This window comes from Bacillus sp. FJAT-18017, from assembly GCF_001278805.1.
Lineage (GTDB): Bacteria > Bacillota > Bacilli > Bacillales > Cytobacillaceae > Bacillus_D.
The window spans coordinates 2,254,923-2,271,295 of record NZ_CP012602.1; the positions used below are offsets into that span (position 1 = coordinate 2,254,923).

Here is a 16,373-nt window from a genome sequence, read left to right on the forward strand (position 1 = left end):
ATGTCGTTAAAAAATAAATTAAACAGATTAAAGCCCCATCTCTCGGCCAGTCATAAGGAGTCATTGTCAAATGAAGTTTTTGCACCAGCTGGCACACAAACTTCCGAAGCGGTTACTGAACCGCGTCTGGAGAATATTGGCCACGATATCCCGCAATGGGAGGAATGGGATAAAGCCGGAGTAAAGGCGTTCCATTTTGATGGACAATATTGTTTAGTAAGGGAAGTTGTCTATCCTCTTGACTATAAGCATGGGCGATACAGGTTCTCTGACTTCCTGGAGGCGGTTTCCCTTTGGGAGACAAGCGGCATAGAGCACCCGCTCTCTTCCAAGGGGCACACCGCTGAGGAGTTGTTCTTTTTTGATACAGAAACGACAGGGCTTGGCGGCGGAACTGGAAATACGATATTCCTGCTGGGCCAGGCAAGTGTCGTTAGAGATAAATTGATTCTAAAACAGCATATCCTTCCTCATCCTGGAGCAGAAGTCCCACTATATCAAAGCTTCCTGGAAAGCATTAATTATAGGACACTGGTCACCTATAATGGGAAATCGTTTGATTGGCCTCAAGTAAAAACAAGGCATACTCTCGTTCGAGAACATGTACCAAAGCTGCCTGAGTTCGGTCATTTCGATCTGTACCATGCTGCTAGAAGGCTATGGAAACATAAGCTTGACAGAATGAAGCTTTCAGTTGTTGAGACAGAGGTACTGGAAGTGGAAAGGGAAGATGACATTCCTGGTTTTCTAGCTCCGATGATCTATTTTGATTACGTCGAGACAGGCAGGCCAGACGGAATGCTCGGAATCCTTAAACATAATGAAATTGACATTCTGTCACTTGTTACCTTATATACTCATTTGACTTTCCAGCTTTGCGGCATGGATGGTGAACGGACGAGACAGGAAGCCCTAGAAGTGGGGAAATGGTTTTCGGCCGTCGGAAACCATTCTGAAGCAAGCAGGGCATATACGGGACTCATCGAAGGAAATGACAAAGAGGCCGCTATCGCAAAGCTGCGGCTTGGGTATTCGTTTAAGAAAGGGAAGCAGTGGGACCATGCTTTGGAATACTTCTCTGCAGCTGCTGAATCGCATGCGCTTGAAGTCTCAGTCGAAGCAAGTATAGAGGCCGCGAAGATTCTTGAACATAAGTTTAAGGATTACCAGAAGGCACATCATTTTTCTTCACAGGCTTGCCAGAAGTGTGAATCCGATAAGCTCCGCGCAGTATCTGGAACACTTCTTAAAATAGATATGCTTGCCAGGCTTAAAAGGCTGCAAAGGAAGCTGAATATTGGCCAAGATTAAGAAACTTCATACGTTGGTAAATTTGCTTTTTTGCCGCAGTTGAACCAGTTAATAATCGGGGAATGACTGCGGTTTTCTCATTATTTCTAGCTCCAGCGCCTATCGCCTAGCAAACTTCAGGCCTCCTCCCTACGATAAGTCATCATCGAATCGCTTACGCTCTTCGTGATTCCTTTATCTCAGTCGAAGTCCCTCCATTTTGTACGGCGATGACCGAGGCGCTTGCGCTTTTTAAACTTGTCACAAAACGTTCATAATTAAATATTAATAATTCGTATTTTCTAGTTGTTAATATGCGTAAAACCCATTAAAATGGGACATTGGGCGTACTTATTTTTCGACAAATATCATCAATAACGGGGCTGAAGTTTTAATGTATAAAGCAGTATTTTTTCTATTTTTCCTTGTTGTTTTTCTCACAGCATTTGTTTTTACAAACATGAGGGACAGCTTCTACACTTTTTTGTTTTAAAGTAGGCATTGCACCTAAGCATCGATGATTTTTCTGAATAGGCTATTACAGCCAATAAGAAGGAGCGATGCTTATGTTTCCCAGGCCGTTTGCGCCAGGACCAGGTTTTCCAAAGGGCCCAGTCCGTGTCCAGCATGTGTACTCAACTGTAGTGATACCGCATATCCATCCATTCCATACCGTGACTGTTAACCACCAGCGTATTATTCATAAGCACTATTTCCCGCATACACATTCAACAATTAACCAATTTACTCAAAGTAATCCCTCTGGTCCGGTATGATGCGGTGAAAAAATCAAACTCAATGAGGGCGAAAAAGCCCTTTTTGTGTTTTATTCCCAGTTCAATGTTAATATGGTAGAAAGAGAAGAAGTATCGGGGGCGATACCTACGTTTAAAGTTATTACAATTTCAGGCTATAAGCCCTTTGAATTGGGCATTTTTCAGCCGGATCATCCGGCGGCGTCCTATATAAAAGCAGCCTATAAAAAAGAAATCCTCCCCCTTGTTGAAACTGGCCTTGAATGGGTTCTCATCAGCGGACAACTGGGTGCAGAGCTTTGGGCAGCAGAAGCAGTTTTTGAACTTCAGGAGGATTTTCCCGATCTTAAACTCGCTGTCATTACTCCGTTTTTGGAACAAGAAGAAAAATGGAACGACAAGAATAAAGAATGGTATGAATCAATTTTGCTTGGTGCGGATTATGTCGATTCTGTCACGAAGAAGAAATATGATAGCCCAAACCAATTCAGATTGAAAAACCAATTCCTGATTAAAAAGAGTGATGCGCTTATTCTCTTGTATGATAGTGAAAAAGAAGGAAGCCCAAAGTTCATGTATGAAATGGCGCAACAGGTTAATGGGTACCCGGTAAGATTGATTACTTTCTACGATCTTCAGCAGATCGTTGAGGAAGAACAGTTAAAAAAGTATGAATACTAACTACGATGGGTGCTTGCAGGAAAAGATAAATTGACAAAAGGGTCTATTTTTGAAAAAATAATAAGTAATGATTGGCTTACTGTAGAGGTGAAAACAATGCTATCGGATAAAATCAAATTGACCGCAAAAGATATCCTTGAACAGGAATTCAAAACAGCGATGCGGGGATACAAACAAGAAGATGTTGATAAATACCTTGATTTGATAATCAAAGACTATGAAACCTTCCATCAGGAAATTGAGGAACTGCAGCAGGAAAACCTGCGCCTGAAAAAACAGCTCGAGGAGGCTAATAAAAGGCCTGCCCAGCAGCCGCCTGTCCAGCCAGCCGGAACAACCAATTTCGACATCCTTAAACGCCTTTCCAACCTGGAAAAGCATGTATTCGGCAACAAGCTGTATGAGTGATTGACATGAAATCCCGTATTTTCCTGAGGTATCCATTGATTAATCAGCAGGAAATACATATAATAGACATTGTTCATTAATTGCGTTCGGGTAATCGCTGCAGCTTTGCTGTAGAGGAAAGTCCATGCTCGCACAGGCTGAGATGCCTGTAGTGTTCGTGCCTGGCGAAAAAATAAGCCAGGGCAGCCTTTTGGGCTGACGGCCGGGAAAATGCCTAAGTCCTTTGGATATGGTATGAATACCTATAAAAGTGCCACAGTGACGGAGCCTTCCTGGAAACGGGAAGGGTGGAACGCGGTAAACCCCACGAGCGAGAAACCCAAACTATGGTAGGGGAACTTTCTCCGCGGAATTCAACGCAGGAGAAGGGCAGGCATTGCCTGGAGATAGATGATTACCACCCTAGTACGAGACTTTTAGTCGCTTGCAGTACAAAGGTACAGAACATGGCTTACAGAACGCAATTTCTGGAAATTATTAAAATAATAACAGCTATGGCCCTCCTGAATGGATGGCCTTTTTGTTTTTCTAAAAGTATGTCTCACGGTATTATTTGGAGCTGACCATCAAAAATGGGTCTAGTGGAGATTTGAAGTTGACTATGCAATTCTGTTAACATGTAACATAGTGTGAAATGCGGTTTTAAAAGTACATAACAGGTAAGGTGAACGAATGGGTAAATATGAAATAATCGCAACGGCAGCAATGGGACTTGAAGCACTTGTGGCTAAAGAGGTAAAGGACCTCGGCTATGAAGGGGCAACTGAAAACGGCAAGGTAACGTTCGTTGGGGATGAGCTTGCTATTGCGAGGGCCAATCTTTGGCTAAGGACAGCTGACCGTGTGAAAATAAAAGTCGGTGAGTTTAAAGCTTATACGTTTGATGAATTGTTTGAAAAGACGAAGGCACTCCCGTGGGATAAATTTTTGCCAGAGGACGCGGAATTTCCCGTTAGCGGAAAGTCTGTAAAGTCCAAGTTATTCTCCGTTTCAGATTGCCAGGCGATTGTGAAGAAGGCAATTGTAGAAAAAATGAAACTGCGATACAAAAAAGTTTCACGATTCGAAGAAACTGGGGCGTTGTTCAAGATTGAGGTTTCTTTATTGAAGGACGTAGCAACGATCAGCCTCGATACGAGCGGGGCTGGGCTGCATAAGCGCGGTTACCGTGCTGGACAAGGGGAGGCGCCGTTAAAGGAAACATTGGCTGCCGCACTCGTCCAGCTGACAAATTGGTATCCTGAAAAACCATTCATTGACCCGTTCTGCGGTTCCGGTACGATTCCTATTGAGGCAGCACTGATTGGCCAGAATATTGCACCTGGATTCAATCGTGAATTTGTTTCCGAGCAATGGAGCTGGATCGGGGAAGATGTTTGGGAGAAAGCCCGTACAGAGGCGGACGATCTTGCAAAATATGACCAGCCGCTTGATATTGCAGGTTACGATATCGACCACCGAATGGTCAAGATTGCACAGGGCAACGCGTTTGAAGCAGGGCTTGGCGAAATCATTACCTTTAAACAAATGCAAGTCAGAGACTTGACCTCGGATAAGCAATACGGTGTCATAGTCGGTAACCCGCCATATGGAGAACGGCTTGGAGACCGCCCGGCAGTTGAACAAATGTACCGCGAAATGGGCCAGGCCTTTGAAAAATTGGATACATGGAGCAAATATATACTAACTTCCCATGAGGATTTTGAGAAATTTTACGGTAAGCCGGCTACGAAAAAACGCAAGCTTTTCAATGGCTTTATCCGGACGGACTTTTACCAATACTGGGGACCAAGACCGCCGCGTAACTAATCCAATTAGTATTAAGTTCACTAGTGAATTGAGTTTAATGTGGAAGCAAATTTTTACTTCTTTCGCTCACTAGGATAGAAAAGGACTAGTGAAGGCAGCATAGTTTCTCTGTTTTTACCTAGTTATTATCGGTAAACTAAATAGAAAATCACTAGTAGCTGCCTGACAAGGACTAGTCTATGCCGTGCAGGGGTTAGTTACTCACAGGCAGTGACTATATATAAAATAACTATAAAATTAAAAAATATGGCAACTAACCACCAGTGAATATGAAATTCGGTTAGTTGAAAATTACTAGTAATACCCGTAATAATCCTTTCCGATTTCCATGCAAAATCGGGCCCCCTGGAATAATTCCTTCACTCCTTGAATAGGCTAGAACATGTTACCTTTTTTCGGGAGGAATGAACAATGAACCAGGGACCTAACTTTGCTAAAATTGCCGAAGCCATTGCCAGAACCATGGAAATGGCCAGCCAGGATGCGATGTTGAAAGAAAAATCGTTCCTTTTGCTAAAAGAAGCTGAGCAGAATTGGAAGCGGGCTCTGTCGGCAAGGCAGATTGCCAAATAACAAAAACCGGAAGCACACATTAGCTGCTTCCGGTTTTTTATATTTTTTGTTGGGAACTAGCCTCTAAGCTGTTTCATTGCCTCTGGAGACATCATGTCAGGCGACCAGGCAGGCTGCCAGACAAGATTAACGAGGGCATTCCGGATCTCAGGAAGAGATTCGATTTTGTGTTTGACTCCACTAATAATACTGTCATGAAGCGGGCAGCCAGGCGTTGTAAGCGTCATGGTGATTTCCGCATCCTGATCATTCACTGGTTTTATATCATATATAAGGCCAAGGTCGACAACGTTAATATTTAATTCCGGGTCAAGAACGGTTTTTAGCTCTGCGCGTATTTTTTCAACTGTATCCATTAAAGAACACTCCTTTACTTTTTCAAAACAAGAATGATCGTAATGCTAATGATGACAAGGGTAATTGATGCAGCAATCTGACCTGCCAAGAATACGACTGCTGATTTATAAAGAATCGCAAAAAACACAAGTGTCGAGGAGGCGGCCAGGGTAATAAACAAAGGGACAGCAGCCTTATCGTTAACCATGTCCTTGAGTGCCGGAACTGCTGTTTTCCCAATTTCCTTGCTGTATTTGTGTGTCCACCATAGGAAAGGGACTATTTTATACAGATAGCCAAGGATGCTATAGGCTATCCAAAGCATGATATATACATAAAGAAGCGGTCCAATCGTTTCGGCGAGGCTGCCCGCGGAGAAAGATACAAGAGTGCCAAGATGGACAAGGGCGCCGAATACGATACCTAGCAGCGCAAACATGAACGGTTTATCAAGCTTTTTCTTGATTCTTTTTCCAATGATTTGGAGAATATGCCAGGCAAACATCATGAACCCTATCGCCAGCAGTACTAAACCGAGGCCTAAAAGGACATCGTTTCCTGTCCAGAAGCTTATAGCCGTAACCACAAGCCCTATAGTATAAACCGCGTACACCCAGACAGCCATTTTCATCCCAAACCCATGGGCAAGTGAAAACATCGGCACCATTTTGTAAGAAAACCCGAAGATCAATAAGGTGAACCAACCAGCTGTTCCTAGTAAAATATGGCTTTTCAATATTGGAATGTAGGCATCTCCGCCTGATCCGGTTTTCATTGACCAAACCATTGTAATCCCTAATACGATTGTCACTAGCAGGCAGACTAGGGCTGATCCAACGAAAAGTGTCAGGATGTTAGGCTTAGCCTGCTTTCTCAGCGTCATACCCATTTGAAAAATAAACATCAGAATACCAATCAGCATTAGCACACCGGGTAAAAACGCGTTTCCAGGACTAACATATAGCATTAATGAAAATAGCGTAATACCGATAGCAGTGACAGCAAACTGGACAAACCCGAATTTTTCGCTCCAGATGGGAGTTAGAAACGCGACAGGCACCAGCTGATACATCGCCCCCATTGCCGTCATCAGCGCCCATCCCAGCAGCAATAGGTGAGCCGCTGACCAAATAGCAGGAATCCGGAATACTCCTTCAGAAACCATGTCGCCATTAACAATCAGCAATACCTGAGAAGTGACAAGGGAAACTAGCGCGATAAGAATAAATGCAAAAGGCAGCTTTATGTTTGTTTCATTGCCGGAAGTTTGTTGAATCATAGTAAATCACACCTTTTATCGAAAAATCTCAATCTTGAAGCTGCCATCTTCCTGTTCTTCCGTCCGCTGCTTAAACCCCAGCTCCTGCAGCTGTTCGTATAAGAACATCGGACGGCGTTCATTAATAATTGTCAGTGTTTGATTATTATCTAGTGTTTCAAGGGCGGCGAGGGTCCGCATCATTGGCTGCGGGGGCTCAAGTCCGCGGTTGTCAAGAATCATGATTGTGCACCTCTCTTAGTAAAGGTCACTTTCCAATGTTTCTTTTCAAGCTCCTCCAGGTCGTGAGTGAACCCTTTCGCTTTCATGACTGCAAATAGCGGAACAGGCTTGAATGGGGCATGAAGGATAAATGCATCATTTTCCTCGAGCCCTTTAATTGCGTCCATAATCTTTTGAAATGGTTCGATTTTATTTTTTAAATCCTCCCGAACATCCAATTCAATGATCTTATTTTCCATAGGTAATCCTCTCCCTTTACTAAAATAGTTCCGATTGCAGTGCTTCGGAGTTAATGAGATAAAATCCCGAATCATCCTGTTCAATAAACTTTTTCTTCTTTAAGTGGTTTACTGTTCGAGAGACAGTTTCCCTCGAAGTTCCAATCATGTTGGCCAACTCGCGGTTCGTGAATTGGGTAGTCAATCTGTGAAGGTCCCCCAGCTCGACTCCGTTAGATTTAGTCAGTCTGAGCAAAAGAAGGACGATTTGCTCATAGGTGTTATGAAGAATCTGGGCCTCAAGCCTTTCCTGAAGGTCGACTATCTTTTCACCAAGCACCTTGAATAATTTAATGCTTAGCTCAGGATAGCTAATCAGCACTTTTTCGAAATCATTAATTGGAATAACTACTAGTTGAGCTTCTTCAATGATCTCTGCATGGGCAGGGTAGTTTCCTTTTCTAAAAAATCCCGCATGCGGGAACATTTCTCCGGCCTCTAAAACTGAAACGATTTGTTCTTTCCCGGCAGAATCTGTTTTGTAAATTTTCACTTTACCGGAATGGATGAAAAACACACGGTCAAGAGGATCATCCTGCATAAATACATACATTTTATTTTTATAATTGCGCGCCTGGGCGATTTTAACTAGCTCCTCCAATTCGCAGAAATTCAATTCCCTGAAAATTGGAACGGCGGACAACCGTTTAATGATGTCAGTCCGTTTCATCGGCATCACCTTTTACCCTATATATTTGTTGTTAACCACAGTGTATCAGGGTTAAATTGCTAGATATGTGATGTTCATCACGCTCTATCAAAATTAAAGTCCCCTGTGTGAAAAATCACAGTAAGGCCATGGACTTCAGCACTTTTAACAGTTTTGTGAACATGTAGAATTCCATTTGTAAACCAAAAAGAAAGGAAGTTTAGGAAATGGAACTACAAAGAGAAACGAAAGTCCCCAAAATCGTGAAAACGAACAAAAATGCACTTTTAAAATCGATTTTAATCATTACGATTTTGTTCAGCTTTACAATTTTACTTACCGGGGGCTATTGGATTTTTAAGGAGCAGGCTCCCAGGCCGATGAAGGTTACCAATAGCGAAGGTGAAGTACTTTTTACAAAGGAAACGATCATGGGCGGCCAGGCAGTTTTCCAAAAATACGGCTTGATGGATTACGGGACGGTCCTTGGCCACGGTTCTTATATGGGACCTGATTACACTGCGGAAGCCTTGAGGGTATATACAGAAGGAATGCAGGATTACAAGGCGGAGAAAAAGTTTGGGAAGGATTTCAAGTCACTTGATACCGACCAGCAATCTGTTATCCGCGACAACGTAATTGTTGAGATGAGGGAAAACCGATATGACCCTGAAAAGGACTCTCTTAGATTAACTCCAGCCCAGGCACTGGGATATGAAAGAGTCCAGCAGTATTATGGAAAAGTCTTCACTGACGGAGATGGCTGGGGGCTTAAAGCAGGCTTAATTCAGGAGAAGCATATGCCTGACGGAGAGCGCTCATATGTAGCAAAAGGGGATCAGATTAAGCAAATCAGTGACTTCTACTTCTGGACTGCATGGCTGTCGAGCACAGTTCGAAAGGGAGACGAAATTACCTATACAAATAACTGGCCGTATTATGAAGACGCGGGAAACGTCATGTCTTTCGGAGCGATTTGGTGGAGCGGTGTCAGCGTAACAGTCTTGATTTTGTTTGTCGGCCTCATTCTATTTGTTTTCTATCGTTATCACCTTGGAATGCAGGAAGCTTATAAGGATGGTAACTTCCCTAGGATTGACCTGAGAAAGATTCCTGTCACAGCTTCTCAAGTTAAGACTGGTAAGTATTTTGTTATTGTTATGACGTTATTCTTTGTCCAGGCGATGTTTGGTGCGCTATTGGCCCACTACTACATCGAGCCTGATAGTTTCTTCGGAAACAAATGGATTGCAGAAATCCTTCCATTTAACATAACAAAGGGCTTCCATCTGCAGCTGGCTATTTTCTGGATTGCTACTGCCTGGCTCGGAATGGGAATTTATCTCGCACCGCTTGTTGGCGGACATGAGCCTAAGAAACAAGGATTGCTCGTTGACATCCTTTTCTGGGCGCTTGTGGTCCTTGTTGGAGGCAGCATGATCGGCCAGTGGCTTGGGGCAAACGGATACCTGGGCAACAACTGGTTCCTCCTCGGCCATCAAGGATGGGAGTACCTTGAACTCGGAAGGTTATGGCAGGTTATCCTGGTTGCTGGCATGCTCATTTGGCTGTTTATCGTCTACAGGGGCATTAAGAGCGGCCTGAAGCGTGAAACAGACAAAGGAGGGCTGATCCATCTTCTGTTCTATTCAGCAATCGCTGTACCGTTGTTCTATATTTTCGCATTCTTTATTAACCCGGATACTAGCTTTACGTTTGCCGATTACTGGCGCTGGTGGATTATCCACCTTTGGGTAGAAGGAATTTTTGAAGTTTTCGCTGTTGTTGTCATTGGCTTCTTGATGGTTCAAATGAGGCTTGTTACAAAAAGCTCAACCGTAAAAGCACTTTACTTCCAGCTGATTTTATTGCTGGGCAGCGGTGTTATCGGTATCGGGCACCACTACTATTACAATGGCTCGGCTGAAATCTGGATTGCACTCGGCGCGGTATTCTCTGCACTTGAGGTTATCCCGCTCACTCTCTTGATTCTTGAAGCGTATGAGCAATATAAGATGATGCGTGACGGCGGTGTCGACTTCCCTTATAAAGGCACGTTCTGGTTCCTGATTTCCGTCGCTATTTGGAACCTGGTCGGTGCAGGGGTTCTTGGCTTCTTGATCAACCTGCCTGCCGTCAGCTTCCTTGAACATGGACAATTCCTGACACCGGCCCATGGCCACGCCGCGATGATGGGTGTTTACGGTATGTTTGCCTGTGCCGTACTTGTATTCTCGATGAGGAACATCGTTAAGCCTGAAGCCTGGAATGACAAATGGGTTAAAATTAGCTGCATTGCTCTTAACGTCGGACTTGCAGGTATGGTTTTTGTTTCACTCCTGCCGGTCGGTTTCGCCCAAATTAAAGAAGCTTACTTCAATGGTTACGCGGCATCAAGATCGTCCGATTTTCTAAAAACCGACTTTGTCCAAACAATGTTGACGTGGCGCTCGGTGCCAGACACGGTTTTCCTTATTGGAGTCGTCATCCTGCTGCTATTCAGTTTGAAAGGTTTGTTCAATCTTCGTAAGGTAACCCATTCGGAGGGCGAACTGCTGCCAGTTCCGGATCTTGCCGAAGACGACGATGAGGAATAAAAGCAGAATTAGCAGTTTTTAAGCCTATGTGATACAGCGCACAGCAGCCATTCTACACGGCAGTTATAATCAAGAAGAAATAACAACATTACAGGAGTGATAATAATGCAAACTTTTGCTGCAGTTGTAAATGTTCCTGATTTCCCGCCTCGTGAAAAGCACCCAACTATTTTTCGCACGTTTGACAGCCTGAACAAGGGTGAAAAAATGCAAATCGTCAACGATCACGATCCACGTCCGCTGCTTTATCAATTCATGATGGAGCGTCCTGAAATCTTTGAATGGCAATACCTTGAGGAAGGACCGGAAACCTGGAAGGTCTCGATTCTGAGGAAATAATAGATTGAAGCCCCGAGTTTTGTGGACTCGGGGTTTTATATTTTTTTAAGATTAATTTGGTAGTAATCCAGCTTCATAAGCTGGTGCTGCGCTACTTCTTTCGATGGACATTCGGGTTTTCTTTGTGCCATCTTAGGGATAAGTTCACTTTAAAGGGAGCTGACCCTTCAGGATCAGATAACTATCAGCAAAAAATGCGTGAGAAAGCTATAGAGAGATTATGAAAAGGTGCTCTAGTACAATTTGATGCGGCTGTGCAGGTAAATTGTCCTTGATATAAGGTTTCGAGTACAATTCGATGTCGTTCTGAAGGTGAAATGTCTTCGAAATAGGGTTTCGAGTACAATGTGATGTCGCCCGGCAGGTGAAATGTCCTTGAAATGGAGTTTCGAGTACATTTCGATGCTACCTAGTAAGTAAAATGTACCCGTACTTGCCTTATCTCTTTCGGCTGGCTCTCAAACCCATGTGCAAAAAGGCCCGCTCAGCGCTATGTACTTACTTTCTGAAAAATGTGATAAAATGGGCACAAGAAAGGGGAGAAGTGAGTTGGATCAAACAAAATTAGAAACAGAATTTCTGGACTACATAAAGAAAATGGCAGCATACAAAGAGGCGTTAGGATTAATTTACTGGGATTTGCGAACCGGTGCGCCTAGAGACGGCCATGATCAACGCGCTGAAGTGATAGGGATGTTGTCTTCAGAAGTGTTCAATATGTCCGTATCCGAGCAGATGGCTGAATACATAAAAAGGCTTACAGGCGGTGAGGTTAGTGAAATTACCGCTGCGTCATTAAAAGAATGCAAAAAACAATATGACCTCAACAAAAAGATTCCTGCCGATGAATATCGTGAGTTTGTGGTTCTCCAATCCAAAGCGGAATCGGTATGGGAAAAGGCGAAGGAAACTTCCGATTTTGCATTGTTCCTGCCATATCTTGAAAAGCTGATTGATACTACAAAACGGTTCATCACTTATTGGGGGTATGAAGGAAATAGATACAATACGTTGCTTGACCAATATGAACCTGGAGTTACCGTGGAAGTACTGGACGATGTTTTTGCCAGGCTGCGCGACAAGATCGTGCCACTAGTCCAAAAAATCTCCCAATCGAATAAACCAGAAACAGAATTTCTTTTCAAGTATTTCCCGAAGGAAGCTCAGAAAGGCTTTAGCCTCGAAGCACTTAGGCAAATTGGATACAACTTCGATTCCGGCAGGCTGGACGAAACGGTTCATCCGTTCGCAACCGGTTTAAATCCAGGCGATGTAAGGGTTACAACTAATTACCATGAACATGATTTCAGGGTGGCGGTGTTCGGAACTATTCACGAGGGAGGCCATGCCCTTTATGAACAAAATATTTCGAAGGACTTGATTGGCACCCCGCTTTGCGATGGAACCTCAATGGGGATCCATGAGTCTCAGTCACTATTTTATGAAAACTTTGTCGGCCGAAGCCAGGGCTTTTGGAAAAATAATTATAGCTTGTTGAAACAGTTCGCTGAGGGGCAATTCGATGATGTTAGTGTGGAAAGCTTCTACAAAGCAATCAACGAATCAAAGCCTTCGCTGATTCGCATTGAAGCGGATGAACTGACATATCCTTTGCATATCATTATCCGCTATGAAATTGAAAAGGCTTTGTTCAACGATGAAATCCAGCCAGCTGACCTGCCAGAAGTTTGGAACAGGAAGTATGAGGAGTACCTCGGTATCCGTCCTGAAAGCGATGCAGAAGGAGTCCTGCAGGATGTCCATTGGGCGGGAGGCTCGTTCGGTTATTTCCCATCCTATGCACTTGGTTATATGTATGCCGCTCAATTCATGAACAAGCTGAAGTCCGAAATGCCGAACTTTGACACCATGCTTGAGGAGGGAAATCTCCTGCCGATTAAGGAGTGGCTAACCAAGAATGTCCATCAATATGGGAAAATGAAGCAGCCACTCGAAATCCTTCAGGATGTAACGGGGGAAGGGCTGAATCCACAATACTTGATTGATTATCTCCATGAAAAATACGGTAAGCTATACGCACTGGGCGAATAGGTGTCCGGGATGACTTTTAAAAATAAACTCCCTTTGGTGCTAATTGCCCTTGGCGCCGCGTTATGGGGGACAATCGCAATTTTTGTAAGGGGCCTTGCCGGACTCGGTTTAAGTTCAATGGAAATTGTAACAGTCCGGGTGGTACTTGCAACAATCTTGCTTGCGTTTATTGGCTTGCTCAACTACCGGAATGAGCTGGCTATTCGGGTAAAGGATAGCTGGATGTTCGTTGGGACAGGAATTTTCAGCATCGTTTTCTTTAATTGGTGCTATTTTACGTCATTAAATAATATGGACGTTTCAATGGCTGTTATCCTTTTATATACCTCGCCGATTTTTGTTTCGATCCTTTCGTTTTTCGTCTTTCGAGAAAGGTTCACCCGTATGAAAACGCTGGCTCTGGCAGGGACGTTCCTTGGTGTTGTCCTTGTATCTGGCATTAACGGGAACAGTACCGAGATTGGGCTATGGGGCTTGTTGATTGGCATTGGCGCTGGGTTCGGTTATGCCTTATATAGTATTTTTGGGAAAATTGCCCTGAAAAAGTATACGACCTTTACTGTTACGTTTTACACCTTCCTGGCTGCTTCGCTCTTTCTTGTCCCATATACGCAAATATGGAAGAAGGCACCGCTGCTGCTTGAAGGGGAGACGCTTTTATATGAAATAGGCCTGGCTCTTTTCCCGACCGTGCTTGCCTATTTCCTCTATACAAAAGGGCTCGAAAAAACCGACAGCTCGCTGGCTTCCATTATTGCAACAGTTGAGCCGATGGTCGCAACCTTAATCGGAATTTTTATGTTCGGTGAAAACATAAGTCCTATCCAACTTGCCGGCGCACTTTTCATTCTGTTATCTGTATCGGTTGCAAATTTAGAAGGCGGGATAAGAACACATAAAAAAGGGCTCCAGTCGTAATTAACGACGGAGCCCGTTGAGTTTCAAAGTACGTTTACCATGTGACCCAGCCTTTGGAACCTTCAGGCGCTTGCTGGATAATATCCATAAGCGGAATCGTATAAGCAAACAAAATCAGGACGGCAGTGATGCCAAGCCAAACCTTCCAGTTTTCGAAAAGCGCAGGGGCTTTTTCTGTTGGGTCGCTTGCTTCTGCAACCGGGAATTCCTCTTCACCCTTTGGTGCGAAGAAAGCCAAATTAACAAAGATAATCAAGACGAGAATAATGCCAATGAACAGAATAGAGCCGCCGATTGCCTGTGCAACCTGGTAAGGAATCCATTCAGCAGCCTGGGCAGAACTGCCATATTCAGAGAACGAAGATCGGCGCGGTGCTCCCAGAAGCCCTGCTGCATGCATAGCGCCGGACATGAAGGTCATACCGACAACCCACACCCAGGCTTGGATAATCGCAAGCTTGTTCATTGATTTTGTCAGCTTCCTGCCTGTCAAATGCGGGATCAGCCAGTACGAAATCCCGAAGAATGTAAGGATAACGGTTGTAGCCAAAGTCAGGTGGAAGTGACCAGTTACCCAAATTGTATTGTGGACAACCTGGTTCATTTGGTGGGAAGCATTGATGATTCCTCCTGCACCTGCCGGTATAAAAGCAGCCATGCCGATGAATGGAACCGTGAACCTTGCATCTCCCCAAGGAAGCGTCTTGAACCAGCCAAACAAGCCGGTCCCGCCTTTAGCGCGGCCTGTTTTTTCAAAGGTTGCGAACATTGAGAAGGCAGTCATAAGTGACGGAACAATAACCATGAATGTTAAAATGACCTGAATAAACTTCCAGGTTGGGTCAATCCCTGGCTCAGTGAGCTGGTGATGGAATCCGACCGGGATCGAGAATATCAGGAATAGCAGGAACGATAATCTTGCAAGCGAATCAGAAAAGATTTTTCCGCCAATAATCTTCGGGATAATCACATACCACGCCATATAGGCAGGAAGGAGCCAGAAGTAAACGAGCGGATGGCCGAAATACCAGAACAGCGTCCGGCTAATCAGCACGTCCACAGTGTCAACAATCCCAAGTGACCATGGAAGAAGCTGGAACAGTACCGTTGCGGCCACACCAATAGTTGCAACAATCCAAAGGACGGTATTGACCACAACCATAAAAGTTAATAGAGGACCGGTTTTTCCAGGATTATTCCGTTTCCATCTGATATACCCCATAATATTGGAAGCACCGCAAATCCAGCTGCCGACTACAACAAACGTCAGGCCGGCATAGAAGATTGGGTGTGCCATTAGCGGTGCATAGAAGGTAAACAGGACAGTCGCTTTATTTAATAAAATCATAACAGCTGCCATAAGTGTACCGGCAGTCATTGTCCAAAATCCGATCCAGCCAGTCAAGCGGGCTTTATCAGTAAATGTCCCGGCTGTCCGGCTCACTGCTGCCGTTTGGAAGCCCATGATGAAGAATGTTGTCAAAACTAGGCCAAGCAATACACCGTGGACGGTCAAAACTTGGTAGTAGTCAATTCCCCAGGGCAGCTTGAATTCACCTGAGCGGACTAGCACTTGCAGAAGACCCATCAGGCCGCCAAGTGCGAGCGCAATGAAAGCTACATAAAAATGGGCCATGGAAAGCTTTGCATCGCGAGGGTCAACTTTTGTTTGAATGGTAGTTTCCTGCATTATTCAATCACCTCAATTGTCGAGTGCATTAAATGGTGTCCGGACCCGCAATATTCATTGCAGACAATCAGGAATTCCCCCAGCTTGTCGAATGTCGTAACGAATTCGCTGATATAGCCAGGCTCGAGCATCATGTTGATGTTTGATCCGGCAACCTCAAAGCCATGGATAACATCCGTTGTCGTTGCGATAACTTTTACTTTTGCTCCAAACGGTACTTCTATTTTCGTAGGATTATAGGAAAAAGCGGAAGCGACATAGACAAGTTCATAGTCCCAATCCTTGCCTTCGACCTTATTAAGGCCAGGCTGGTCGAACGGAGCTATTGTCCTGACTTCTTCAACGTTGATAGTCTTTATAGCGCTTGGAGGCTGGTGTCCCATATGGAAAGCGCTTACCCCGACGGTCGTCAGGAAGATGGCCAGAATTGAAATACCGAATATGAGCCATAGTTTTTCTGATTTATGGATATGCATGAGAAAATCCCCCTTTCTTTC

At 44.2% G+C, this 16,373-nt stretch carries 18 protein-coding genes and 1 other RNA gene; 12 read left to right on the plus strand and 7 right to left on the minus strand.

The annotated features are described in order from the left end of the window. The 8 genes from AM500_RS10415 (at nucleotide 1) to AM500_RS25445 (ending at nucleotide 5,516) form a co-directional block, all read left to right on the plus strand. Nucleotides 1-1,311 carry a ribonuclease H-like domain-containing protein gene (locus tag AM500_RS10415; RefSeq protein WP_053599148.1) on the plus strand — a complete coding sequence of 437 codons (1,311 nt, stop codon included), beginning with the start codon at nucleotides 1-3 and terminating at the stop codon, nucleotides 1,309-1,311. A 373-nt stretch (nucleotides 1,312-1,684) separates the two neighbouring features. Further along, the gene (locus tag AM500_RS26075; protein ID WP_231505655.1) at nucleotides 1,685-1,783 is read left to right on the plus strand and encodes a hypothetical protein; all 99 of its coding nucleotides are present in this window, start codon (nucleotides 1,685-1,687) and stop codon (nucleotides 1,781-1,783) included. Nucleotides 1,784-1,856: 73 nt separating this feature from the next. Beyond that, nucleotides 1,857-2,066, plus strand: a complete 210-nt coding sequence (locus AM500_RS24975; protein ID WP_082347195.1) for a CotD family spore coat protein — start codon at nucleotides 1,857-1,859, stop codon at nucleotides 2,064-2,066. Nucleotides 2,067-2,138: 72 nt separating this feature from the next. Then, nucleotides 2,139-2,726, plus strand: coding sequence for an SLOG family protein (locus AM500_RS10420; protein ID WP_053601689.1), 588 nt, complete (start codon nucleotides 2,139-2,141; stop codon nucleotides 2,724-2,726). Between the two features lie 96 nt (nucleotides 2,727-2,822). Further along, complete coding sequence (gene gpsB / locus AM500_RS10425; protein WP_053601690.1) at nucleotides 2,823-3,134, plus strand: cell division regulator GpsB; 312 nt, start codon at nucleotides 2,823-2,825, stop codon at nucleotides 3,132-3,134. A gap of 82 nt (nucleotides 3,135-3,216) precedes the next feature. Next, nucleotides 3,217-3,593, plus strand: an RNA gene (gene rnpB / locus AM500_RS24980) — RNase P RNA component class B. 213 nt (nucleotides 3,594-3,806) lie between these two features. Next, complete coding sequence (locus AM500_RS10435) at nucleotides 3,807-4,943, plus strand: THUMP domain-containing class I SAM-dependent RNA methyltransferase (RefSeq protein WP_053599150.1); 1,137 nt, start codon at nucleotides 3,807-3,809, stop codon at nucleotides 4,941-4,943. Nucleotides 4,944-5,354: 411 nt separating this feature from the next. Beyond that, the gene (locus tag AM500_RS25445; RefSeq protein WP_156319787.1) at nucleotides 5,355-5,516 is read left to right on the plus strand and encodes a hypothetical protein; all 162 of its coding nucleotides are present in this window, start codon (nucleotides 5,355-5,357) and stop codon (nucleotides 5,514-5,516) included. Nucleotides 5,517-5,572: 56 nt separating this feature from the next. Here AM500_RS25445 and AM500_RS10440 read toward each other — a convergent pair whose 3' ends face one another. Genes AM500_RS10440 through AM500_RS10460 form a run of 5 tightly spaced genes read right to left on the minus strand, consistent with a single transcriptional unit; the run spans nucleotide 5,573 to nucleotide 8,301 of the window. Next, the gene (locus tag AM500_RS10440) at nucleotides 5,573-5,872 is read right to left on the minus strand and encodes a metal-sulfur cluster assembly factor (RefSeq protein WP_053599151.1); all 300 of its coding nucleotides are present in this window, start codon (nucleotides 5,870-5,872) and stop codon (nucleotides 5,573-5,575) included. A gap of 14 nt (nucleotides 5,873-5,886) precedes the next feature. After that, complete coding sequence (locus AM500_RS10445; RefSeq protein ID WP_053599152.1) at nucleotides 5,887-7,131, minus strand: hypothetical protein; 1,245 nt, start codon at nucleotides 7,129-7,131, stop codon at nucleotides 5,887-5,889. A 15-nt stretch (nucleotides 7,132-7,146) separates the two neighbouring features. Then, nucleotides 7,147-7,353 carry a DUF2249 domain-containing protein gene (locus tag AM500_RS10450; RefSeq protein ID WP_053599153.1) on the minus strand — a complete coding sequence of 69 codons (207 nt, stop codon included), beginning with the start codon at nucleotides 7,351-7,353 and terminating at the stop codon, nucleotides 7,147-7,149. Beyond that, entirely contained in the window at nucleotides 7,350-7,592 is a 243-nt protein-coding gene (locus tag AM500_RS10455) for a DUF2249 domain-containing protein (RefSeq protein WP_053599154.1), read from the minus strand. Before AM500_RS10455 ends, AM500_RS10450 begins: the two co-directional genes overlap by 4 nt. 19 nt (nucleotides 7,593-7,611) lie before the next feature. Next, on the minus strand, nucleotides 7,612-8,301 hold the full coding sequence (locus tag AM500_RS10460) for a Crp/Fnr family transcriptional regulator (RefSeq protein ID WP_053599155.1): 690 nt from the start codon (nucleotides 8,299-8,301) through the stop codon (nucleotides 7,612-7,614). A 206-nt stretch (nucleotides 8,302-8,507) separates the two neighbouring features. On the opposite strand from AM500_RS10460, the gene AM500_RS10465 reads away from it, so the two are divergent. From AM500_RS10465 to AM500_RS10480, 4 genes are all read left to right on the plus strand, one after another. Next, entirely contained in the window at nucleotides 8,508-10,877 is a 2,370-nt protein-coding gene (locus AM500_RS10465) for a nitric-oxide reductase large subunit (protein ID WP_053599156.1), read from the plus strand. Nucleotides 10,878-10,982: 105 nt separating this feature from the next. Next, nucleotides 10,983-11,216, plus strand: coding sequence for a DUF2249 domain-containing protein (locus AM500_RS10470; RefSeq protein WP_053599157.1), 234 nt, complete (start codon nucleotides 10,983-10,985; stop codon nucleotides 11,214-11,216). Nucleotides 11,217-11,738: 522 nt separating this feature from the next. Beyond that, a complete protein-coding gene (locus tag AM500_RS10475; protein ID WP_053601691.1) occupies nucleotides 11,739-13,268 on the plus strand; it encodes a carboxypeptidase M32 in 1,530 nt (509 codons plus the stop codon). Nucleotides 13,269-13,277: 9 nt separating this feature from the next. Further along, complete coding sequence (locus AM500_RS10480; protein ID WP_053599158.1) at nucleotides 13,278-14,186, plus strand: DMT family transporter; 909 nt, start codon at nucleotides 13,278-13,280, stop codon at nucleotides 14,184-14,186. A 34-nt stretch (nucleotides 14,187-14,220) separates the two neighbouring features. On the opposite strand, the gene AM500_RS10485 is transcribed toward AM500_RS10480, so the two are convergent. Together AM500_RS10485 and AM500_RS10490 are read right to left on the minus strand one after the other, a co-directional pair. Next, nucleotides 14,221-15,876, minus strand: coding sequence for a b(o/a)3-type cytochrome-c oxidase subunit 1 (locus tag AM500_RS10485; protein ID WP_053599159.1), 1,656 nt, complete (start codon nucleotides 15,874-15,876; stop codon nucleotides 14,221-14,223). Next, entirely contained in the window at nucleotides 15,876-16,352 is a 477-nt protein-coding gene (locus AM500_RS10490; protein WP_053599160.1) for a cupredoxin domain-containing protein, read from the minus strand. Before AM500_RS10490 ends, AM500_RS10485 begins: the two co-directional genes overlap by 1 nt. Nucleotides 16,353-16,373: the final 21 nt, after the last annotated feature.